This window comes from Rhodospirillales bacterium (assembly GCA_023898765.1).
In the GTDB taxonomy this organism is placed as follows: Bacteria; Pseudomonadota; Alphaproteobacteria; order Micavibrionales; family Micavibrionaceae.
This window is the reverse complement of record CP060238.1, coordinates 177,301-198,226: the sequence shown is the minus strand read 5'-3', so window position 1 is coordinate 198,226 and position 20,926 is coordinate 177,301. Positions and strand designations below refer to the sequence as shown.

Sequence of the window (20,926 nt, the reverse complement as noted above, 5' to 3'; positions counted from 1 at the left end):
CCGTTCCGGACCCTTATACGAAAAGCGTGCTATACTGTAAAGATGACAGTGAAACGCTCTAAAATCGGCTATACGCGCAGCGAATTCAGCGCTATTTTCCAAATTTACAGCGAGAATGTCTATGCGGGCCTGTTTCGGGATTTTTCTTTTACGGAAGTAGACGGGCGTTATTTCATTTCTTTTCGGGAGGAGGCAGGGAAAGTTCCCCTTGTTACCATCGAAAAACGCCGTTTGGGGCCGGATAAAGCGTTATTTGTGGCAACGTCTCCGGGACCGGGAGGCACGCTGGTTGAAATTGCCCGCAGTGAAAAAATAGGCGCTTTTGTGCGCAGCCTGAAGGAAAAGATTGAAAATCTGCGCGCGGGAAAGCCCCTGTCCGGCGCCAGTGTCCGTTCGGTTCCCTAGTGCGCGAAGTCAGCGGCAGTTGACAAAACTTTGATTTATGGACAATCTCACGATCGTTTTCGAGATAAGGCAACAAGGTGTTTTCATGAAAAGACTCTTACTCCCCGCGCTTGTTTTTGCTGTTTTGGCGTTGCCGGTTTCCGCCGGGGCAAAAACATATGACAAGGACTATATCGGCAAAATAAAGGTTTACCGCGCGGCGTTTGAGGATACGTTCGTTCATCTGGCGCGGGATAACGATCTGGGGTTTGTCGAAATGCGGGCGGCCAATCCGAATGTCGATCCGTGGATTCCCGGCGCGGGGACAAAAATCATTTTACCCAAGCAGCATCTTTTGCCGGACGCGCCGCGCGAGGGGATTGTTATCAATCTTCCCGAAATGCGGCTTTATTTTTTTCCGAAAGGGGGTACGGCGCCCAAAACCTATTCCATCGGGATCGGGCGGGAGGGACTGAAGACACCTGTAGGCAGCACAAAAATAGCCTGGAAAAAAGTTGGCCCGACCTGGAGTCCTACGCCGCGCATGCGCAAGGAAGACCCTTCCCTTCCGGCTACGGTTCCGGCAGGGCCTGAAAATCCGATGGGCACGCATGCCATGTATCTGGGCTGGCCGCAATATGCCATTCACGGTACGAACAAGCCTTACGGGATTGGACGGCGTGTCAGCAGCGGCTGTATCCGGATGTATCCCGAAGGCATCAAGGATATTTTCCCCCGGGTTCCCGTGGGCACGAAAGTCAGCGTCGTCGATCAGCCCGTGAAGGTCGGCTGGATCGAGGACAAAATGTATATCGAGGTCCATCCGACGCAAAAACAATCCCTGAAAATTGAAGATGAGGGTTTGCTCAAGGCTTATGAGATCACCAAGGAGGATATGAAGCGCATTGCGGCCAAGGCGGGCTCTTACGCTGGCCAGATTGACTGGGAGAGCGTCCGGGAGGCGGTGCGCAGCCATAGCGGCTATCCGGTGGCCGTGCTGGATAAGCGGCGCAAGATGGGGCAGCGTGTGCAGGACGACCTTCAGGTCTTGCTTGAGGAAGCCGGCACCAGCAAAAAAGAGATCAAGCTGGAGGCGGCGAAAGGGACACAGCCGCAGAAAAAGGAACAGGCACCGAAAGCGCGGGCACGCGAAAAAGCGACATTGCCGACGAAAGAGGAGTCTTCGTCATCCGGCGCTTCGCCCGTTCCATTCAACGATTAAATGCTGCTTTTGTTCAGCAGGACATAGACAAGGGCAAAGAGGGACGGGGCGTAAATGGGGCTGAGCAGCAGAATGTAGCGCCAGCGCCGCCGCATAAAAGAGGCCCACAGGGCCAGCGCCGTGCAGACAATCCAGACAAAGACGGCTTTGCGCGTCATTTCCACGCCAAAGGCTGCACCGACAATTTCTGTCCGGAGCAGGTCCGACATGACAAGGATATTGACGTTTACGGCATAGACCAGACCGCCAAGACCGATAATTAGAAGGAAGAGCAAACCTTTAAAAAGGATATTCATTTTTTTATTCTGCCTTGGTTTTATTCAAATAAAAAGCTTTGTTTCAAATAAAAAGGGCCACCTAAAATTTCAGGCAGCCCTCTTTTTAAATTCGAGTCCGAATCTATTTCATTTGTCTTTCTTCGAAAACAGGCTCTGCACTGCGAACCGGTGCAGGGTCGTTAGGACCAACCGTCCGGTCGTCAGCGTAAGGAGCTTGTGTCAGTGTTTCTGTTTCATCTTGTTCGTTTGCCATGTTGCTTTGTGTTGTTTGGCATGCGCCCAAAGCGACAACAGATCCCAGAACAAGTGCAGATGTTAAAAGTTTTTTCATTTTTTTTCCTTTTATCTTGATAGTACGGGTTAACCACTTTCGAGAAACTCAATTCTCTCCCATCGCTGGGAAACGAGTCTCTTATACATCACTCTTTAAACAGGCGATAATTGTTTTTTGACATTTTTTTGAAGTTTTTCAACCCCCTTTCAGGAAAAAAGGGTAAAAAAACTTAACTTCTGTTGTTTTTTTGCACTTTTTCAAAATACGCATTCACGCCGTCCACAAGGGCTGCCGCGACTTTCTTGCGGTAAGCCGGGGTGGCGAGATCTCTGGCCTCCTTTTTGTTAGACATAAACCCAGTTTCGATCAGGACGGAAGGGATGTCGGGCGCTTTCAGAACGGCGAATCCGGCGTAGCGATGCGGTTTTTCGAGAAGTTTCAGGCCGCGGGCCTCCATTTTCCGGACCAGCGTGTTGGCAAAAAACTTGGATTGATTCATCGTGTCGCGCATGGTCAGGTCGATCAGGATATCGGCGACATCCTTGTCTTCGTGGCTCAAATCGACGCCGCCGATCAGGTCGGCCTTGTTTTCTTTTGCGGCGAGTTTCTCGGTTTGTTTGTCCGATGCGGTGTTGGAAAGGGTATAAATCGAAGCGCCGCGCACCTTCGGGTTGTCGATCGAATCGGCGTGAATGGAAATGAACAGGTCCCCTTTATGTTCCCGGGCAATTTGGACGCGCCTGTAGAGTTTGATGTATGTGTTTGTCGTGCGGGTAAGATGGACGCGGTAGCGCCCCGTATTCTCAAGCTGTTGTTTGAGCTCTTTCGCGGTGGCCAGCGTGACGTTCTTTTCATAGATTTTTCCGTGCCCGATCGCGCCGGGATCCTGTCCCCCGTGGCCGGCGTCAATGATAATCACGGGTTTCGGCCCCTGATCTTTCGGGGCGGGCTTTCTGGCCGGGGCGATGATCTGCCCGGACGCGGCGTTTGCCGTGCGCAGGGAAGGATCGGCTGTTTGCAGGTTAAATCCGGGGGGCGGGGTTTTCAATGTGCCGTAAATTTTGTCTTTCTGTTTTTGAAAGTCCGATACCGGGACCTGCACAAAATCGACCACAAGACGGTTTGGTTTTCCGCCGGAGGCGGGCAGGAGAAACGCATTGTGCACGGCGGCGGGTTTTTCCAGGTCTATAACAAGTCTGGAAATGCCCGGTTGCAGCAATCCGGTGCGGACTTCGCGGACGATATTGTTCTTGGGTTTTTCGATGGCCCCGACATTCCAGGAAAAACTCGGCAAATCCACCACGACGCGGTAGGGGGAGGCAAGGGTGAAAACCCGGAAATCGGCTGTGTCGCTGAGGTCCAGGACCATCCGCGTCTTGTCGGGATGCGCGCCGAAGCGCAGGTCGTTGATCTCGAGCGCCTGTGCCCTGGCGGGGCAAGCGCAAAACAGGCCCAGCAGGAGGCACAGGAGATATAAAAGCAGAAATTTTTGAAACACGGCGACAGGAATCCCAAATAACGATACAGAACATAAAAAATTACGGCAGAGCGCCCAAAAGGTCCAGCTATGAGAGAAGATAATCACCCTGAAATGTAATTGCCATATTGTTATTGTTCTTAAAAGCTGCTATGGAGTTCTGAAAAATAAAAACAAAGGGTAGAGAAGAATAGGGCATGTATTCAGCGCAAAATATTAATGGGGATTTATTATCACTCGCAGCAGGGTTTCAACAAATTGCTGTGGAGCTTTATGATACCAACGGAAAGCCTCGTTTGGATAGAAGCGTTATTCTGTCGTCGCAACCGAATGCAAGAGAGATATTGTTTCCAGTGGAAGGAGATCGTTTTTGCGCAGATTCTTCATCTCTTAAAAATTTTCCTGAGAAGGCAAGAGAAATACTTCAGAGCCAAAAAAAAGAAGAGAGTTTTTTTGTTTTCCTTTCTGAAAACGATGTCAAAGCTCTTTCTGTCTTCCGCCACGGATCAAGCGCCCAAACTTTGATTGGGTGGAAAGCGGACGATGATGCTGTCGTTATTCGTGTTCCAAAGACACAAGATGCAATGCGCCATCTGCGTACGGATACGCCGATTGTTGTACAGCCTCTTGATACATTGAAAATGTCTCCAGACTCGGCGGTGAATATAGAGATACTTCCCTTCATGCCTGTTTTGCCAAATCGCGGAATTTTAATGCGTGACGACATCCCCGGTCACAGTACGGCTCGATTTGGAGAGTTTGTGGTCGTTGGCACGGATGGCTACCGGCAGGAAGTGGCAATGCCATATTTTGACAATTGCATGGCTTCGTTGACGGCTGTCTTACACACTGTGGGTTACGAGATTGAAGCCCCAAGGGATATAGCGCTGTTTCCTGACGGTACCCCAGTCTTTGTTGATCCCGAGACAATTTCTATAACCGATAGCCATTTTCCTCCGGAAAGACCTTATAACCTCCTACTAAGTTATATGAACGAATATGTGGGACGGAATTTGTTCAATTGGCTCCAAACAAAGAAACCGGCGGTACAAAATGGGTACGAAAGGAAAGAAAAGAGCTTTCACTTCGTATGACAGTGGATCGACGCGTTAAAATTTTAACGTTGTATCCGGGCGGGCAAGTGTGTATGGTGCCATCTGCGACACGTTGCGGCCTTGCAATATAATACGGAAAGTGTTGATTTTATAAGGTTTCGCAGGCTGTAACGGAATCGGTAAGGTCCTGAATAAAGGTACTTTTTCCGTGACGGCGCCGGATACAGAGAAGTGAGAGACAAGTAAGCCGCAAATCCTGCGGGCCTCTTATCAAGTGGTATTCCCGCCCATCTTCCGGATCAGGATCCCGATTTTATGAATATTTATTATTGAGGCGTTCTTGCGCCGCTATTCCTTGTGATCGCTAGGGGATATGGCTGCAGCGCCCGAAAAGGAATTTAAAATGACAAAAACAATGTTGATTGACGCCACTCATGTTGAAGAAACACGGGTTGCGGTTGTGGACGACCAGCGTCTGGTCGAGTTTGATTACGAGAGCAAGGTCCGCAGGCAGCTGAAGGGAAATATTTTTCTGGCCAAAGTGACACGCGTTGAACCCTCCCTGCAGGCAGCGTTCGTGAATTTTGGCGGCAACCGCCACGGCTTCCTGCCTTTTTCTGAAATCCATCCTGATTACTTTCGTATTCCGGTGGCGGACCGCGAAGCGCTTCTGGCGGCGCAGGCGGCGGAACTGGAAGAGCACGATCAGGAAAGCGCGGATGACGATGAAGAAATGTCGGACGCGGAAGATGTCTCTGCCGGGCCGGAAGGCGATGACGAGGATTTCATCGAGGAAGATATAATCGAGGAAGTCGGAGGAGAGGATAAACCGGCACCGGAGGATAAGGAAAAAAAGAAAAAGAGAACGTCTAGAAAGGCGGAAACGGAAAAAGACGATGACGATATTGAGGAAGACGTTTTAGAAGAAACGGAGACTGCGGAAGAAGAGTCCTCTCTGGAGGAGGACTCTCAGGAAGAAGAAACAAAAGAGGAAAAGCCCCGGGGCCGTTACCGCGGGCGCTCCAGAAACCGCCGCGCCGCTGCCGGCAGCCGCCGTGTGGAGATGGTGGGCGGGGAAGGCGTGGACAGCGACCGCCCGTTCCGTTTCAACATGCGCCGCCAGTACAAAATTCAGGAAGTCGTCAAGCGCGGCCAGATCATGCTGATTCAGGTTTCCAAGGAAGAGCGCGGCAACAAGGGCGCTGCGGTTACAACCTATCTGTCTTTGCCGGGGCGGTACTGCGTTTTGATGCCGAATTCGCCGCGCGGCGGCGGCGTGAGCCGTAAGATCGCGAATTACAAAGACCGCCGCCGGATGAAAGAGGTTCTGGCGGAACTGAACGTGCCCGAAGGGATGTCCGTTATTTTGCGGACCGCCGGCGTGTCGCGGACGAAGGCTGAAATCAAGCGCGATCTGGATTACCTGACCCGTTTGTGGAACACAATTCGCGAAGACACATTGCAGGCCAGCGCGCCCGCTCTCATTAACGAGGAAGGCAATCTTATCAAACGCTCGATCCGTGATCTGTACGATAAGGATATAGATGAAGTGCAGGTTGCCGGCAGCGAAGGCTTCAAAACGGCCAAGAGCTTCATGAAGATGCTGATGCCCTCCCATACAAAATATGTGCAGGAATATAAGGACGAGAAGGTCCCGCTCTTCAACCGCTACAATGTTGAAAGCCAGATCAGCGATATCGGCCAGACGACCGTGAGATTGAAATCCGGCGGATATCTGGTGATTAACCCGACGGAGGCCCTTGTGTCGATTGACGTCAACTCCGGGAAGGCCACCAAGGAACGCCATATTGAAGAAACGGCGTTAAAAACCAATCTGGAAGCGGCCGTCGAGGTTGCGAGACAGTTGCGCCTGCGTGATCTGGGCGGGCTGGTTGTGATTGATTTTATCGACATGGAAGAACGCCGGAATAACCGCAAGGTGGAACAGAAATTAAGCGGCGCGCTTTCTTCGGACAGGGCGCGGATTCAGGTCGGGCGGATTTCCTCTTTCGGGCTTCTGGAGCTGTCGCGCCAGCGTATGAACCCTTCTCTGGCCGAGATGCAGTTTGAAGTTTGTCCCCATTGTCAGGGCGAGGGGAGCGTTCCGACGCTTGATTTTGCGGCGATCAAGGCTATACGGGCTCTGGAGGATGAGGGGATTAAAGGCACGGCCGCCGAACTTTCTTTAAATCTTCCTCACGATGTGGGCATTTATGTTCTCAATCACAAGCGCGACATGCTTGCCGGGATTGAGGCGCGTTATGATTTCCGCGTGCATGTGCGCACCGACGCCAATATGCCGCAGGCCGAATATAAAATTGAAGTTTTGCAAAAAACCGGCAAGGCCGAAAAAGAAGCGCCGAAGGCCGCTCGTCCGGCGGATGTGGAAACGGGTGAGGGCGAATCCGGCAAAGCGGAAGGAACAAACCGGTCCAGGACAGGCCGCCGTCGTGGCCGCAGAGGGGGGCGCCGGAATAAAAATCCGAATGCGCAAATGCCGCAGGAGGATATCGGAAACCGGAAACCTGATACGCCGAAAGACGTGGACGGAAATGTCGCCGTGAAAGAAGACTCTCCGCAGGGGAATATCAAGGAAGAAAAACCAAGACGCGGGCGCGTGGCCAGGAAAGCGGAAGATAAAAAAGAGGATAAATCTTCTGCAAAAAAAGAGCCGGCGAATCCTGCTAAAAAACCGGTTCAAAAACCTGCGGAGCCGTCAAACGACGTAACGCCGCCTGCGCCGAAAGACTATGAAACGGTCAATGAAGCGCCGAAGACAAAGAAAAAAGGCTGGTGGAACAAGCTGGTTGAGTAAAAGGTTCTTCGAGAAAAGTTTATCAAAAAAACAGGCCCTTGGCGTTTTCCATGGGCTTGTTTTTTTATCACCCCTTTTTTTTGGAATGCCTGTTTTTCGTCATTGCGAGGAGGGCGAAGCCCGACGCGGCAATCCAAAGCTCCCCTTTTTGTCATTTCCGAGCGCAGCGAAGAATCTCCGGGAAACGCCCAGATCCTTCGCCTTCGGCTCAGGATGACAAAACGGGCCGTGCTCGATTCAATCGCAGAATACCCTAAAAGAAGTCGGGAATCGGGTGCGGGAGCGCATGCCGAAACCTCTAAAATTTTAGATAAATTACGCGCAAAATTTATCCGGTTTTAATTTTTCATAATTATAATAAAAATTGAACAATGTTTTATCTGCTTTTGAGAGAAGTTTGATTAGACTTTGAAGAATAGACGAGGGGGCCTTCCGGACGGGCTGATACGGAAGGCTGGATTGGGTCCCGGACGGGAGAGGGGAAGCTCCTGTCCGGCGAGACCTTCAAAAGAAGGAACGGGTTTTTAACAGAGAAGTTTTTGTTAGTTATTCGCTGGTTTGCCGGGCCTGACGGGTTTTTTGTCCCGCATTTCTCACCTTGGCAAAGGCTTTATGGCAAGCAAGCGGGTTCGTCCCCTTAGCCGCCGGGTTTTTCCCGGCGGTTTTTTTTACGGGCCTTTCGGCCCTTTGGGGTTTTTCCCGGCGGTTTTTTTTGTGCTTGTGCTGAAAAGGCGTTACACTTGCACAAATTTTTCAATGATAGGGTTTTGATCCATGAATATTCTAAAAACGTCTTTGCTGTCTTTTGCCGCTCTTTGCGCTGCCGGTTTCCTGTCGGGGCCTTGTGCTTTTGCCGAGGAAGGAAAACGGGACGCCCAAAAAGAAACGGCCGCGCAGGAGGCTCCCAAAACGGCGGAGAAAAAGGAAACGGCCCTTTCAAAATGGATCGAGGCCGAAAACAAATTGATCGGAACGCTGGATAAGAAGAGCAAGGATATCTTTTTTGTGATCCGCAACAAGCATGGCGTGATCCGCAGCGTGCGGATCGTGGACCGGGACATCAAAAATGCGATCAAGGCGTGCGGAAAGAAAAATCCGGATATGAAACAGGGAATGGCGGACCGTTTCAAAGCGTGGGAAGCGGCTGTTTTGCCTGTTCTGGATCTGGCGGAAAAATATCTGGCGGAAGAAATCAAAACGCAAAAAGTCGTTTTTGAGAGCGATTTCAAACATGTCCTGAAACTCAATGACGAGGCTTTTGCCGAGGGGGAAAAGCAAATCCAGAAAGTGCCTGTGACGACCAAAGAGGCCTGCACCAGCCTTTTGGAAAGCATGGACCGGACGGAAGACGAAATGGTTGAGATTTTGCAGGACATGCTGCTGCCGGAAAGCGTGATCCGTGAGCGGGTGGAGCGGGCGGAAAAAGCGGCCAGAGAAGAGGCTGAAAAAGAAAAAGCCAAAAAAGAAAAAGCGCAACAATAATACCGGCGGATAACAGACATAAGGTCGTTCAGGCATGAAAATCCTTCAGGTCATGGCAGGGGCGGAGCATGGCGGCGCCGAGACGGCCTTCGTGGATATGTGCATCGCGATGCACGAGGCCGGCGAAGAGATCGAAATTGTCACCCGTTCCAATGATATCCGGGTGCCGCGCCTTGAAAAAGCAGGCCTTGTTGTTCATACCGCGCCGTTCGGCGGGGCGGTGGATGTTTATACGCCGTGGCGGATCGGGAAAATTATCGCCGATTTTGAACCTCTGATCGTGCAGACATGGATGGCGCGCGCGGCCAAAAAAACGCCCGGCTGGGCCAGGACGAAAACGCGGCAACGTTATCTGGTGGCTTCCCGTCTTGGCGGCTATTACAAAATCAAGAATTTCAAATCTTCCGATTATTTCACCACGATCACGCCGGACTTGAAAGACTATCTTGTGAAAGGCGGGATCGAGGCGGAACGGATTCGGTTTTTGCCGAATTTTGCGGAAACGGAGTCGGATGTGTCTCCTGTCGCCCGGAAGGATATGGACACGCCGAAGGATGCGACGGTCCTTTTGACGCTGGCGCGTTTGCACGAAAACAAGGCGCTGGATATTTTGCTTCGGACCCTGCCGGATTTACCGGATGTTTATCTCTGGATGGCGGGGGAGGGGCCGGCGCGGGCCGCGCTGGAAAAGCTGGCGGATGATCTGGGCGTGCGCGAGCGTGTGCGGTTTCTGGGGTGGCGCACGGATCGCGCGGCTCTTTTGCAGGCGGCGGATATTTGTGTTTTTGCCTCCCGCAAGGAGCCTTTCGGCACGGTCTTTGCGCAAAGCTGGGCGGAAAAGACGCCTGTGATTGTGTCCGATGCCGACGGGCCGCGCCAGTTTTGCCGGGACGGGGACGATTGCCTGATGGTGCCGCGGGAGGATGTCGGGGCGCTTGCCCATGCCGTTCGCAGGCTGATGGAGGATAAGGTCCTTCGGATGACTCTGGTCAAAAACGGGTATAAACGTTATCGCGAGGAATTCACGAAAGAAAAATCCGTTGGGGCTTATATCGAATTTTATCTGGATATATTAAAGCAGGAAAACCTAATATAGGGGTGTGATGACAGAAGCAAAACATAAAACGGACGTTATTATTGTGGGCGCGGGGCCGGTGGGCCTGTTCGCGGTGTTCGAACTGGGGCTTTTGGACATGAAAGCGCATCTGGTCGATATTCTGGACCGGCCCGGCGGGCAGTGCGCGGAGCTTTATCCGGAAAAGCCGATATATGATATCCCCGGTCATCCGGTTATTAGCGGGCAGGAACTGACGGACCGGCTGATGGAACAGATCGCGCCCTTCGGCCCGACATTCCATTTAAGCCAGATGGCGGAGAAGCTTGAAAAAAATGCGGACGGCCGCTGGGAACTCACGACGGACGAAGGTACCGTGCTGGAAGCGCCTGTGGTGGTAATTGCGGCGGGGGGCGGTTCTTTTGTGCCGAAGAAACCAAGTATTCCGGGGCTGGAAGCCTATGAGGGAACATCCGTTTTTTATGCGGTGCGCAAGCGCGATCAATTTAAAGGAAAAAATATCCTTATCGCGGGCGGGGGCGACAGCGCGCTGGACTGGACGCTCAATCTGCAGCCCGATGCCGCTAAAATGGCTCTGGTTCACCGCCGGCCCGATTTCCGGGCCGCGCCCGACAGCGTGTCTAAAATGCGCGCGCTGGTGGAGGCCGGCCGGATGGATCTGCATATTGCCAACATTACGGCATTGCACGGCCATGACGGGCAGCTGGAGTCCGTGACGATGCAGGCCAAGGGGGAAGAGCCTTACGATGTCGCCTGCGATACTCTTCTGGCTTTTTACGGCCTGACGATGAAACTGGGTCCGATTGCGGATTTCGGGTTAAACCTGCATGAAAACCTGATTCCGGTGGATACGGAAAAGTTTGAAACAGGCACGGCCGGGATTTTCGCCATCGGCGATATCAATTATTATCCGGGAAAACTGAAACTGATCCTGTCCGGGTTTCATGAGGGCGCGCTCATGGCGCAGCAGGCGTTCCGCTACGTTTACCCGGACCGGAAGTTGCGGTTTCAGTACACAACCTCTTCGACCGATCTGCAGGAAAAACTTGGCGTATCTGATAAGGCGGCCTAGTCTTTTCCCATGGTTTCGTTCGATATCATAACGGCTGCGGGGAAGGCTTATATAAAGCTGTGGGAAGAGCGCGCGTATTTACTGCATCTGGCGCTGGTCCCGACCCTGATTAAACTGACCTGTTATACGGCGGCGATGGCGCTGGGATATGAAGAAAACATCCTGCGCCTGTCCTTATGTCTGCTGCCGGCCTATTTTGCGGAAGGCTGGATGCTGTCCCATCTGGTGCGGCTGATTGTTCTGGGCCAGCGCTGGCCGTTTCGCCCCTCCGGCGACGAAGAGGCGGATATGCCTTTATTGCGCGAGCGCCTGCGCGGGGTGATGAGCGGGACTTTGGCCTATGTGTTAATCAATCTTGCGCTGGCCGGGTATTTGACGATCATGCTGCATTTCGGGCCGCAAGGGGCTGCGCCGGAAGACATTGACCCGCGCAAGGCGCTGTTCGGTTTTGCGTCCCTTGTTTTTGCCTTTTGGGCGGTGCGGCTGATCTGGCTTTATATTCCGCTGGCCCTGAATATGCCGGCCCGGGATTATTTGAAATCGCTGGGCGGGTTTTCCTCTTCCCTGTCCCTTATCGGGGTGTGGCTGCTGTGTTTCGTTCCGGCGGTCGCGGCGATGCTCATCGGGCAGAGCATGATTTTAGCCCCTTTTCTGGAAGGGGAGGTGCCGAAGATAGTGCATTTTTCCATTATTTTTCTGCGGGTTGTTTTGGATACGATCAAGGTTCTTTTGTGTACGGCGGGGATTGCTTACGGTTTGTCCGATCTTTATAACAACGGCCGGAAAAAAGGAGGGGCGTCATGAAAATTCTGGTGACGGACCAGGAGGGGCAGGAGCACGAGCTGGAAGGGCTTGAAGGCTGGCGGGTCATGGAAATTATTCGCGATCACGGCCTGCCGATCAAGGCGGAGTGCGGCGGGGCCTGTTCCTGCGCGACCTGCCATGTCTATGTGGATGCGGCGTGGGTTGACAGGCTTTATCCCAAGACGCAGGAAGAAGAAGACATGCTGGACGAGGCTATCGGCGTCGAGGAGAACTCCCGCCTGTCCTGCCAGATTTTGATGGAAGAAAAGTTTGACGGGCTGAAGGTGACATTGGCGCCCGGGACAAAAGATTGACGAAAGACGGACGCCGCCGTTGATAAGCGCCGCCCTGAAAACCCCTCTCCCTTCAGGGAGAGGGCAACGAAGCCCCGCTTTGGCGTAAGACAAAGCGATGGCTAAGTGGGTGAGGGGTTACTGTAGAAAAAACTCGCATGCACAGAGCCGGACGTCGCCGGGGGTGATGATTTCCTTTTTGGCGACATAGACGGAATGGATCGGGCCGTCCAGTTTCCGGGTCCAGAACCCTAAAAAACCGTGCAGCTTTGGAAATTTGGGGGCGAGGTCGTAGTCCTGCCAGACGAACTCCTGAATCAGCTGCGGGTGATCCGGCATGTGATAAAAAATCTGCGCCGTGGTCAGCCTGAATCCGCCCAGTTGAATTTCCAAGTCACTCATCCCTCCATTCTAGCACAAAACTTCTGTTCAATGCCTTAAAGGGCCGGGAAAGCGCGGGTCTTGGGCAGGGGCAAAAAACTTGCAAAATTTGAAGGGATGCCCTATATATTTGGCACTCCCAAAAAGGGAGTGCTAACAGGCCGGTGGGGCTCTGTTATTTTGTTAACAAAATCAAACTCTTAAAGGAGGAACTCAAAATGAAATTTCGCCCTTTGCATGATCGTGTACTTCTGCGCCGCATCGCACAAGATGAAAAAACGGCCGGCGGGATCATTATTCCTGACACGGCGCAGGAAAAACCGATTGAAGGAGAAGTTGTCGCTGTGGGAACAGGACATGTGAACGATAACGGCGACGTTCGTCCGCTGGATGTGAAATCCGGCGACCGCGTTATTTTCTCGAAATGGGCCGGAACCGAAATTACCGTCGATGGCGAAGAGCTGATGGTGATGAAAGAATCCGACATTATCGGCGTTCTGGCCGCTTAACCGGTGAAGTTGTTCCCGCGCAGGCGGGGACCTGAAAAAATTAACTTATATAAAAGGAGAAAAAACAATGTCTGCAAAAGATGTACGTTTTTATGAAGACGCCCGCGATGAAATGCTGAAAGGCGTGGATATCATCGCGAATGCGGTAAAGGTTACGCTGGGGCCCAAAGGCCGCAACGTTGTGATTGAAAAAAGCTTTGGCGCGCCGCGCACGACAAAAGACGGCGTGACGGTTGCCAAGGAAATCGAACTGAGCAACAAGCGCCAGAATATCGGGGCGCAGCTTATTCGCGAAGTGGCCTCCAAAGCCAACGACCAGGCCGGAGACGGAACGACGACGGCGACGGTTCTGGCGCAGGCGATTGTCAGGGAAGGCATGAAAGCCGTATCCGCCGGACGCAACCCGATGGACCTGAAACGCGGAATTGAGGCGGCGGTGAAAGAAGTCGTCGAGGACCTGAAAAAGCGCGCCAAGGCTGTCAAAACCAATGACGAAATCAAGCAGGTGGGAACGATTTCCGCCAATGGGGATTCCGAAATCGGTGAAATGCTGGCGCAGGCGATGGAAAAAGTCGGGAATGAAGGCGTGATTACGGTGGAAGAAGCCAAATCCCTTTCGAACGAGCTTGAGGTTGTCGAAGGCATGCAGTTCGACCGCGGATATCTGTCTCCGTATTTCATCACGAATCCGGACAAAATGGTCTGTGAACTCGACAATCCTTACATCCTGTTCCACGAAGCCAAGCTGTCCAATTTGCAGGCGATGCTGCCTGTTCTGGAAGCCGTGGTTCAGTCTTCCCGCCCGCTTTTGATTGTGGCCGAAGACGTGGAAGGCGAAGCCCTGGCGACGCTGGTCGTGAATAAACTGCGCGGCGGTTTGAAAATTGCCGCTGTGAAAGCACCCGGTTTCGGCGACCGCCGGAAAGCGATGATGGAAGATATGGCCATTCTGGCCGGCGGACAGATCGTGTCCGAAGATCTGGGCATCAAGCTGGAGAATGTCACGCTGGACATGCTGGGCACGGCCAAGAAGGTTCAGATTACCAAAGACGAAACCACCATCATTGACGGCGCCGGCGGTAAAAAGGACATCGAAGCCCGCGTTTCCCAGATTCGGGCGCAGATTGAAGACACGTCCTCTGACTATGACCGTGAAAAACTGCAGGAGCGTCTGGCGAAATTGTCCGGCGGCGTTGCTGTTTTGCGCATTGGCGGGGCCACGGAAGTGGAAGTGAAAGAGCGCAAGGACCGTGTTGACGATGCGATGCATGCCACGCGCGCGGCTGTGGAGGAAGGCATTATCGCCGGTGGCGGGACCGCTCTTCTTTATGCCGCGAAGGTGCTGGACGGTATCAAGGTCGCCAATGAGGACCAGCAGGTCGGGGTCGATATTATCCGCCGCGCGCTGCAGGCGCCTGTACGTCAGATTGCCGAAAATTCCGGCATGGAAGGCTCTATCGTTGTCGGGAAGCTGCAGGACCAGAAAGATTCCAATTTTGGTTACGATGCGCAGGAAGGCAAATATACCGATCTCGTAAAAGCCGGTATCGTCGATCCTGTGAAGGTTGTGCGTACAGCGCTTCAGGACGCCGCTTCCGTGGCGGGCCTGATGATTACGACCGAGGCCGTGGTGACCGAAGCGCCGAATGACAACAAGGAAGGTGCCGGCATGGGTGACATGGGCGGCATGGGTGGAATGGGCGGCATGGGAATGATGTAAGTCTTTCCACCCGTTTCGTTCCACAGGAACAAAATGCAAAAGGCCGGGAGAATTTCTTCCGGCCTTTTTTGTTGGGCGCTTGGGTGCTATAAGGGCGGTATGAGAAACTTGAAAACCCTTATTCTAACACTCTGCGCCCTTTTGTGTCTGGCGAACGGGGCGGCGGCGCAGGAGCCGGCCGCGTTTTTTGAAACACTTTATGATGTGCCCGTGATGCCGGGGCTTGAGGAATTGCCGCAGGGCGCGCTGGCCTTTGACAAGCCTTCGGGGCGGATCGCGCAGGCGCAGGCGGCGGGCCGGGGTGTTTCACGTCATGAAATACAGGCCTTTTACCGCGAAGCCCTTCCGCAGCTTGGCTGGCTGGAGCGCCCTGACGGCAGCTACCGGCGCGAGGGAGAGGTTCTGCAGCTCGAAATCCGGGAGGAACAGGGCTATGAAATCGTTCATTTTACGCTTTCTCCCCTGCGTTAGAGGCGATTCGGGGCAACAGTTTTGCTTGACAAAGGGTAGGTTTCCCGCGTAAAACAGCCCGACTTTAAGACAATTTGAAACGAAAAAGAGATTAAAAATGGCCAATCACGCCTCATCCAAAAAAAGAATTCGCCGCAATGCCCGTCGTGCGGTTATCAACGGTGCCCGCCGGGGCCGCATTCGGACTTTTATCAAAAAAGTGGAAGCTGCGATCGGTATCGGGGATGCTGCCCAGGCACAGGAAGCGTTGCAAGCGGCGCAGCCTGAAATTCAACGCGGCGTTGCCAGGGGAATTTGGCACAAAAATACGGCAGCCAGAAAAATTTCCCGTTTGTCCGGCAGCATCAAGGCGCTTAAAAAAGCGTAGGATTTTTTTCTGCCGTTTTTAAAAACCGCCATAAAAACAAAAGCTTTGAAGCCCTTTATGAATTTGTTCATGAGGGCTTTTCTTTTATGTTCCAGAATCCATTGTACAAAAATTTCTTTTTAAATTTTTTTGATTCTTTCCTGTTGAAAGGGTGAAAAAATCTGTTTACGGTTCTTCTCAATCACCCCGGAAAAATTTTTTTTCAGAGAACTTTTTGAAAGTTTTTTTAGGGGTTTCCGATGGAGATAAAAAATAAAAATGCTCCGAAGATCTGACGGTGTTTTTTTCAGGTTTTTATGTCGGTGGGGTATAGAGGGTTTTTGTTGCTTCGGCAGCATAAAACTGGAGGGAAGACAGCAAAAATCGTAACCTGCGCGGCAGGTGTCCAGATTTTAAGCCGTGAGCCTTATTTTATAGAGTGGTTTGACTTGGTGCGGGTGTGAACATGTTTGTTTGCATGTGCTGTGCTTGTGCTTTTTTGATGTCAAAGCGCGGGTTGGTTTGAGTGACAAATCGGAATGATTTGGAATGATATTGTGAATTCAATTTTGTAAATATAAAAACGTGAGTGGAGATCAAAAGGAATGACGAATGTAAAAGGAAGTGGCACCACCGCCGCGCACCAGAAAGAAAATACCGCCCCTGAATCTTTCCAGCCAAGCCCGGAGATTCTGGCCGTCTGGAAAGAAGTTCATAAAGCCTTGCGCGGCGAATTCGGGGAAGCCGTTTTCCGGAGCTGGTTGAAACCTTTGAAGCTGCGCGCGTCCTATCACGGCACGCTGGAGGTCTCCGTGCCCACGCGCTTTATGAAGGACTGGATCGGGACCCATTATGCGGCCCGCATTCTTGAGATGTGCGCAGAGCAAAGCAGCGAGATCAAACGTCTTGAGATCGTCGTCGTTCAAAGCGCCCTTCCGCTGGATGATGAGGAAGAGGCGGACAAGCCCCTCAAGGCAAATGAAAATAAAACCAGGGAACAGGAGGCTCTTTTTGATATTTCCTCTCCGCTGGATCAGCGTTTTACGTTCGATAGTTTTGTTGTAGGAAAACCAAATGCGCTGGCGCATGCGGCGGCGCGCCGTGTTGTCGAGAGCGCGAGCGTTCCGTTCAATCCGCTTTTCGTTTATGGCGGCGTCGGGCTGGGCAAGACGCATTTGATGCACGCGATCGCCTGGGCCATGCAGGAGCAGAATCCGGGTAAAGGGGTTATGTATCTGTCTGCCGAAAAATTCATGTATCAGTTCGTCAAGGCGTTGCGCGCGAATGAGACGATGGCCTTTAAGGACTTTTTCCGCTCCGTGGACGTGCTGATGATTGACGATATCCAGTTCATCAGCGGCAAGGAATCGACGCAGGAGGAATTTTTCCATACCTTCAATGCGCTGGTGGATCAGAACAAGCAGATTATCATTTCATCCGATAAAGCGCCGTGCGATCTCACAGGACTGGACGAGCGGCTCCGCTCCCGTCTGGCCTGGGGGCTTGTGGCGGATATACAGCCCAGCACCTACGATCTGCGCCTTGGCATTTTGAAGGCCAAAAAGAAACAGCTTCAGGCGAATGTGCCCGAAGCCGTCCTGGAATTTCTGGCGCTGAAGGTCACGTCGAACATCCGTGAACTTGAAGGGGCGCTGAACCGGATCGTGGCCCATGCGGACGTGGCCAAGCGGGACATCACGCTGGAAACGACGCAGGAAGTGCTTCAGGATCTTTTGCGCTCCCATGACCGCCGGATTACGATTGATGAAATCCAGCGCAAAGTGGCCGAGCATTACAATATTCGCCTTGCGGATATGCACTCGGCGCGCCGGGCGCGCAACGTGGCGCGTCCCCGGCAGGTGGCCATGTACCTGTCCAAGCAGCTTACGGCGCGTTCCCTGCCGGAAATCGGCCGCAAATTCGGCGGGCGGGACCATACGACGGTCATGCATGCCGTGCGCAAGATCGAAGAGCTTTCGGGGGAAGACCCATCCTTCGCACAGGATGTCGATGTCATCAAACGGGCCCTGACCGGCTGATATTCCGGCTGATATTCGCGTTTTTCCTGTTATGTTCCATCTCCTTATCTTTGCGCGGGGCTTTCCCTTTATGGAAGCCCCGCTTTTTCTATTCTTATAACCTATGGGAAAACCCTCTAAAACCGCTTGGCAGCAGGGTCTTGTGTGCTATAGTCGGGGTTCCTAAAGCAGATAAATGATGAATGGATTTTTGCGATGAAGCTGAGCATAGACCGCACCGCCCTTTTACGTTCCTTAAGCCATGTCCAGAGCGCCGTGGAGCGCCGGAATACGATTCCGATTCTCTCCAACGTGCTTTTGAAGGCCGAAGACGGGGTTTTGAGCCTCTCCACGACCGACATGGATATGGAGATTAACGAGGCTGTGGCGGCGCAGGTCACCGAATCCGGCGCGACCACGGCGCCTGCCAGCACGCTGTTCGATATTGTCAAAAAACTGCCCGAAGACGCGCAGATCGAAATCGTTCTGGAGCCGTCCGGGAACCAGATGAGCGTCAAAGCCGGCCGCTCCAACTTCAAGCTGGCGTGTCTGCCTGTGGCGGACTTCCCGGAAATCGGTCAGGGCGATCTGGGCACAAGCTTTTCCCTGCCCGCCAACGACCTGCGCGCTTTGATCGATCGGACGAAATTTGCGATGTCGACGGAGGAAACCCGCTATTACCTGAACGGCATTTACATTCACGCGGCGGAAAATGCCGGTGTGAAGGTTCTGCGTGCGGTGGCGACGGACGGCCACCGTCTGGCGCGTTTTGAAATGCCGCTGCCCGAGGGTGCGGCCGATATGCCGGGCGTTATTTTGCCGCGCAAGGCTGTGGCCGAGATGCGCAAGCTGATCGATGAGGCCGGCGATTCAATCCAGATCAGCCTCTCGGAAAGCAAAATCCGTTTTACCTTTGACCATATCGTCCTGACGTCGAAGCTGATCGACGGGACCTTCCCGGATTATCAGCGCGTCATTCCCGAAGGCAATGACAAGGTTGTGGAGATCAGTCCGAAAATATTCACCGGGGCGATTGACCGCGTGTCCACGATTTCCGACGGCAAGTCTCATGCGGTGAAAATTGCCCTGAACGGCAAGACCATGACGCTGTCCGCCAATTCGCCGGAATCCGGCAGCGCGACAGAGGATGTGGAAATCAACGGGAACGACAATATGGAGATCGGCTTTAACGCCAAATATCTGCTGGATATCACCTCCCAGATCGAGGGGGATGGCTGCCGCCTGACGCTGGCCGATTCTGCCAGCCCGACGATTATCCAGGACACCAGCGATACGTCTTCCCTTTACGTGTTGATGCCGCTGCGGGTGTGATGCCCGCACCTGTTTCCAAAGGGGTCGGGCTTGATTTTGAAACCTACAGGCCCGAAGAGCTGGATTTAACGGCTCTTGAAGGCACGCTCGAACGCTGGGATATCCATTATCATACGAAGCCGGACGAGATTGCGCAGCGCATCGAGGGCGCGCATGTTGTTATTTCCAATAAAGTGGTCCTGACGCGGGAGATCATTGAAAACGCGCCGGATTTGAAGCTGATCGCCGTGGCGGCGACGGGCGTGAACAATGTGGATCTTGAGGCGGCGAAAGAGGCCGGAGTGACCGTTTGCAATGTCACGAATTATGCGACCGAAGCGGTCACACAGCATGTTTTTGCGTTGATACTGGCGCTGGCGACGGGGCTGACGCAATACAATGATATCGTCCGGCAGGGGCGCTGGCAGGCGAGCCGGACGTTTTCGATTCTGGATTTTCCGATCACAGAGCTTGCGGGAAAAACGCTGGGAATTGTCGGGCATGGGACATTGGGCAGGGGTGTTGAGGCGATTGCGCGGGCCTTTGGTATGGAGGTCTTGATCGCAGAGCGCCCCGGCGCAGGCGATATCCGGGAAGGGCGGCGGCCTTTTGAAGACGTGCTGAAACAATCCGACATTCTGACCCTTCATTGCCCCCTGACGCCGGAGACGGAAAATTTAATTACAGCGAAAGAGCTGGCGATGATGAAAGACAGCGCCTTTTTGATTAACACCGCGCGCGGCGGCGTGGTGAATGAACAGGATTTGGCCGATGCCCTGCGCGCCGGAACGATCGCCGGGGCGGGGGTGGATGTATTAAGCAGGGAGCCGCCCCGCGAAGGCAATCCCTTGCTGGAGCCGGATGTTCCGAACATCATTGTTACGCCGCACACGGCCTGGGCCAGCCGGGAAGCGCGCCAGCGCCTGATGGATCAGCTTGCGGAAAATATCGCGGCCTTTAAATCCGGCACGCCCCGGAATGTTGTGGTGTGAACGTGTCATGAGCTGGATTCTCCTTTCCTGCATTCCACCTTTTTTATGGGCGTGTAACAATCTGATGGATGAATATCTGGCCAAAAGCACATTTGCCGGATCGGGGGCGCTGCTTATCTACGCCTCTGCTGTATTTGAAATTTTTGCGGCGGCCAGTTTTTACGTTTTTGTACCGCATGTGATAGAGGTGAATCTTTTTCCAGCATTTATGATGATGGGGCTGGGTTTTTTACTAACGTCTTCTTTCCTTCCTTATATCTACGCGCTTCAGGAAGATAATGCCGGGAATGCGGTGCCGATCTACCAGACGATACCGGTTTTCGTCTTCATACTAGCATTGGTGTTTCTTGGGGAAACGGCAACGTTTCTTCAGGCGGGTGAGGCACTTTTGATTGTCAGCGCTTCCATCATGGTGGGGTACGATTTTCAAAAGAAGGCGATCAATAAAAAAGCGGTTCTTTTGATGTTGCTGGCGTCCATGATCATTGCCGTGTTTATGGTGCTCTCCAAGTTCTTCATTGTTCAATATAGCTGGCAGATCTTTGCTTTCTGGTCGTGGATTGGGTCTTCGCTGGGGTCAACCTTTCTTGTTTTGTCTGTGCCGTCATGGCGCGGAAAGGCATTGGAGATTGCCAGAGGGAAAAGCCGTTTTGTTTTCTTTATCTTTTTAATACAGGTTCTGCTTCAATCGGTCGCTATGGCCGTCTGGTATAAGGCTGCTTCGGTGGGGCCTTCCGTGGCGCTGGTCCAGACGATCGGCGGGGTGCAGCCAGCTTTTATTCTGATTTTGTCCCTGCTGGCCGGGCTTTTTTCTTCCTCTATTTTTCCCAGAAAAGCGCTAGATGGGCCGCTTTTGTTTAAATTTGTGATGATCAGCTTTATAATACTGGGCGTATATTTGCTTTCCCTGTAAAACCCCGTGTTCTTCTGTGATGTTGTCGTTTAAA

The 20,926-nt window shown here is 52.9% G+C and carries 21 protein-coding genes; 17 read left to right on the top strand and 4 right to left on the bottom strand.

What is annotated here, in order from left to right; all coding sequences use genetic code 11:
* Positions 1-48 precede the first annotated feature (48 nt).
* On the top strand, positions 49-405 hold the full coding sequence (locus H6853_00965; GenBank protein USO03885.1) for a DUF2794 domain-containing protein: 357 nt from the start codon (positions 49-51) through the stop codon (positions 403-405).
* A gap of 85 nt (positions 406-490) precedes the next feature.
* A complete protein-coding gene (locus tag H6853_00960) occupies positions 491-1,606 on the top strand; it encodes a L,D-transpeptidase family protein (GenBank protein USO03884.1) in 1,116 nt (371 codons plus the stop codon).
* Here the strand turns inward: H6853_00960 and H6853_00955 are convergent.
* The 3 genes from H6853_00955 to H6853_00945 form a co-directional block, all read right to left on the bottom strand.
* A complete protein-coding gene (locus H6853_00955) occupies positions 1,603-1,902 on the bottom strand; it encodes a hypothetical protein (GenBank protein ID USO03883.1) in 300 nt (99 codons plus the stop codon). The two genes, H6853_00960 and H6853_00955, sit on opposite strands and share 4 nt — an antisense overlap.
* A gap of 103 nt (positions 1,903-2,005) precedes the next feature.
* Positions 2,006-2,215 carry a hypothetical protein gene (locus H6853_00950; protein ID USO03882.1) on the bottom strand — a complete coding sequence of 70 codons (210 nt, stop codon included), beginning with the start codon at positions 2,213-2,215 and terminating at the stop codon, positions 2,006-2,008.
* Positions 2,216-2,387: 172 nt separating this feature from the next.
* Entirely contained in the window at positions 2,388-3,656 is a 1,269-nt protein-coding gene (locus H6853_00945; GenBank protein ID USO03881.1) for an N-acetylmuramoyl-L-alanine amidase, read from the bottom strand.
* 176 nt (positions 3,657-3,832) lie between these two features.
* On the opposite strand from H6853_00945, the gene H6853_00940 reads away from it, so the two are divergent.
* The 7 genes from H6853_00940 to H6853_00910 all read left to right on the top strand — a co-directional run bounded on the left by H6853_00940 (position 3,833) and on the right by H6853_00910 (position 12,252).
* Positions 3,833-4,729: a hypothetical protein gene (locus H6853_00940; GenBank protein USO03880.1), complete on the top strand. Its 897-nt coding sequence runs from the start codon at positions 3,833-3,835 to the stop codon at positions 4,727-4,729.
* A gap of 364 nt (positions 4,730-5,093) precedes the next feature.
* Entirely contained in the window at positions 5,094-7,505 is a 2,412-nt protein-coding gene (locus tag H6853_00935) for an Rne/Rng family ribonuclease (protein USO03879.1), read from the top strand.
* Positions 7,506-8,279: 774 nt separating this feature from the next.
* On the top strand, positions 8,280-8,987 hold the full coding sequence (locus H6853_00930) for a hypothetical protein (protein ID USO03878.1): 708 nt from the start codon (positions 8,280-8,282) through the stop codon (positions 8,985-8,987).
* Positions 8,988-9,021: 34 nt separating this feature from the next.
* Positions 9,022-10,083 carry a glycosyltransferase gene (locus tag H6853_00925; protein USO03877.1) on the top strand — a complete coding sequence of 354 codons (1,062 nt, stop codon included), beginning with the start codon at positions 9,022-9,024 and terminating at the stop codon, positions 10,081-10,083.
* A 7-nt stretch (positions 10,084-10,090) separates the two neighbouring features.
* Positions 10,091-11,134, top strand: a complete 1,044-nt coding sequence (locus tag H6853_00920; protein ID USO03876.1) for an NAD(P)/FAD-dependent oxidoreductase — start codon at positions 10,091-10,093, stop codon at positions 11,132-11,134.
* 9 nt (positions 11,135-11,143) lie between these two features.
* Positions 11,144-11,938 (top strand): hypothetical protein, encoded by a 795-nt coding sequence (locus H6853_00915; GenBank protein ID USO03875.1) that lies wholly within the window; start codon positions 11,144-11,146, stop codon positions 11,936-11,938.
* Positions 11,935-12,252: a 2Fe-2S iron-sulfur cluster binding domain-containing protein gene (locus tag H6853_00910; GenBank protein ID USO03874.1), complete on the top strand. Its 318-nt coding sequence runs from the start codon at positions 11,935-11,937 to the stop codon at positions 12,250-12,252. The genes H6853_00915 and H6853_00910 overlap by 4 nt, the downstream gene beginning before the upstream one ends.
* A 117-nt stretch (positions 12,253-12,369) precedes the next feature.
* On the opposite strand, the gene H6853_00905 is transcribed toward H6853_00910, so the two are convergent.
* Positions 12,370-12,633, bottom strand: a complete 264-nt coding sequence (locus H6853_00905) for a Usg family protein (protein USO03873.1) — start codon at positions 12,631-12,633, stop codon at positions 12,370-12,372.
* A 197-nt stretch (positions 12,634-12,830) separates the two neighbouring features.
* Between H6853_00905 and groES the strand changes: the two genes are divergently transcribed.
* From groES to H6853_00865, 8 genes are all read left to right on the top strand, one after another.
* Positions 12,831-13,121, top strand: coding sequence for a co-chaperone GroES (groES, locus tag H6853_00900; GenBank protein USO03872.1), 291 nt, complete (start codon positions 12,831-12,833; stop codon positions 13,119-13,121).
* Positions 13,122-13,188: 67 nt separating this feature from the next.
* Entirely contained in the window at positions 13,189-14,841 is a 1,653-nt protein-coding gene (gene groL, locus H6853_00895) for a chaperonin GroEL (GenBank protein USO03871.1), read from the top strand.
* 99 nt (positions 14,842-14,940) lie between these two features.
* Complete coding sequence (locus tag H6853_00890) at positions 14,941-15,312, top strand: hypothetical protein (protein USO03870.1); 372 nt, start codon at positions 14,941-14,943, stop codon at positions 15,310-15,312.
* Between the two features lie 97 nt (positions 15,313-15,409).
* Positions 15,410-15,679: a 30S ribosomal protein S20 gene (gene rpsT / locus H6853_00885; protein ID USO03869.1), complete on the top strand. Its 270-nt coding sequence runs from the start codon at positions 15,410-15,412 to the stop codon at positions 15,677-15,679.
* 584 nt (positions 15,680-16,263) lie between these two features.
* Positions 16,264-17,697 carry a chromosomal replication initiator protein DnaA gene (gene dnaA, locus H6853_00880; GenBank protein USO03868.1) on the top strand — a complete coding sequence of 478 codons (1,434 nt, stop codon included), beginning with the start codon at positions 16,264-16,266 and terminating at the stop codon, positions 17,695-17,697.
* Between the two features lie 195 nt (positions 17,698-17,892).
* Positions 17,893-19,008, top strand: coding sequence for a DNA polymerase III subunit beta (locus H6853_00875; GenBank protein USO03867.1), 1,116 nt, complete (start codon positions 17,893-17,895; stop codon positions 19,006-19,008).
* Positions 19,008-19,979 carry a 2-hydroxyacid dehydrogenase gene (locus tag H6853_00870; GenBank protein ID USO03866.1) on the top strand — a complete coding sequence of 324 codons (972 nt, stop codon included), beginning with the start codon at positions 19,008-19,010 and terminating at the stop codon, positions 19,977-19,979. Before H6853_00875 ends, H6853_00870 begins: the two co-directional genes overlap by 1 nt.
* Positions 19,980-19,986: 7 nt before the next feature.
* Complete coding sequence (locus H6853_00865; protein USO03865.1) at positions 19,987-20,892, top strand: EamA family transporter; 906 nt, start codon at positions 19,987-19,989, stop codon at positions 20,890-20,892.
* Positions 20,893-20,926 lie beyond the last annotated feature (34 nt).

Bases quoted from the DNA above. Each gene is read 5' to 3' on its own strand.
- H6853_00905 (USO03873.1), bottom strand. From the start codon at position 12,633: ATGAGTGACTTGGAAATTCAACTGGGCGGATTCAGGCTGACCACGGCG.
- groL (USO03871.1), top strand. From the start codon at position 13,189: ATGTCTGCAAAAGATGTACGTTTTTATGAAGACGCCCGCGATGAAATG.
- H6853_00910 (USO03874.1), top strand. From the start codon at position 11,935: ATGAAAATTCTGGTGACGGACCAGGAGGGGCAGGAGCACGAGCTGGAA.
- H6853_00925 (USO03877.1), top strand. From the start codon at position 9,022: ATGAAAATCCTTCAGGTCATGGCAGGGGCGGAGCATGGCGGCGCCGAG.
- H6853_00875 (USO03867.1), top strand. From the start codon at position 17,893: ATGAAGCTGAGCATAGACCGCACCGCCCTTTTACGTTCCTTAAGCCAT.
- H6853_00955 (USO03883.1), bottom strand. From the start codon at position 1,902: ATGAATATCCTTTTTAAAGGTTTGCTCTTCCTTCTAATTATCGGTCTT.
- H6853_00935 (USO03879.1), top strand. From the start codon at position 5,094: ATGACAAAAACAATGTTGATTGACGCCACTCATGTTGAAGAAACACGG.
- dnaA (USO03868.1), top strand. From the start codon at position 16,264: ATGACGAATGTAAAAGGAAGTGGCACCACCGCCGCGCACCAGAAAGAA.
- H6853_00870 (USO03866.1), top strand. From the start codon at position 19,008: ATGCCCGCACCTGTTTCCAAAGGGGTCGGGCTTGATTTTGAAACCTAC.
- H6853_00940 (USO03880.1), top strand. From the start codon at position 3,833: ATGTATTCAGCGCAAAATATTAATGGGGATTTATTATCACTCGCAGCA.
- H6853_00920 (USO03876.1), top strand. From the start codon at position 10,091: ATGACAGAAGCAAAACATAAAACGGACGTTATTATTGTGGGCGCGGGG.
- H6853_00960 (USO03884.1), top strand. From the start codon at position 491: ATGAAAAGACTCTTACTCCCCGCGCTTGTTTTTGCTGTTTTGGCGTTG.
- H6853_00890 (USO03870.1), top strand. From the start codon at position 14,941: ATGAGAAACTTGAAAACCCTTATTCTAACACTCTGCGCCCTTTTGTGT.
- H6853_00865 (USO03865.1), top strand. From the start codon at position 19,987: ATGAGCTGGATTCTCCTTTCCTGCATTCCACCTTTTTTATGGGCGTGT.
- rpsT (USO03869.1), top strand. From the start codon at position 15,410: ATGGCCAATCACGCCTCATCCAAAAAAAGAATTCGCCGCAATGCCCGT.
- H6853_00930 (USO03878.1), top strand. From the start codon at position 8,280: ATGAATATTCTAAAAACGTCTTTGCTGTCTTTTGCCGCTCTTTGCGCT.
- H6853_00915 (USO03875.1), top strand. From the start codon at position 11,144: ATGGTTTCGTTCGATATCATAACGGCTGCGGGGAAGGCTTATATAAAG.
- groES (USO03872.1), top strand. From the start codon at position 12,831: ATGAAATTTCGCCCTTTGCATGATCGTGTACTTCTGCGCCGCATCGCA.
- H6853_00950 (USO03882.1), bottom strand. From the start codon at position 2,215: ATGAAAAAACTTTTAACATCTGCACTTGTTCTGGGATCTGTTGTCGCT.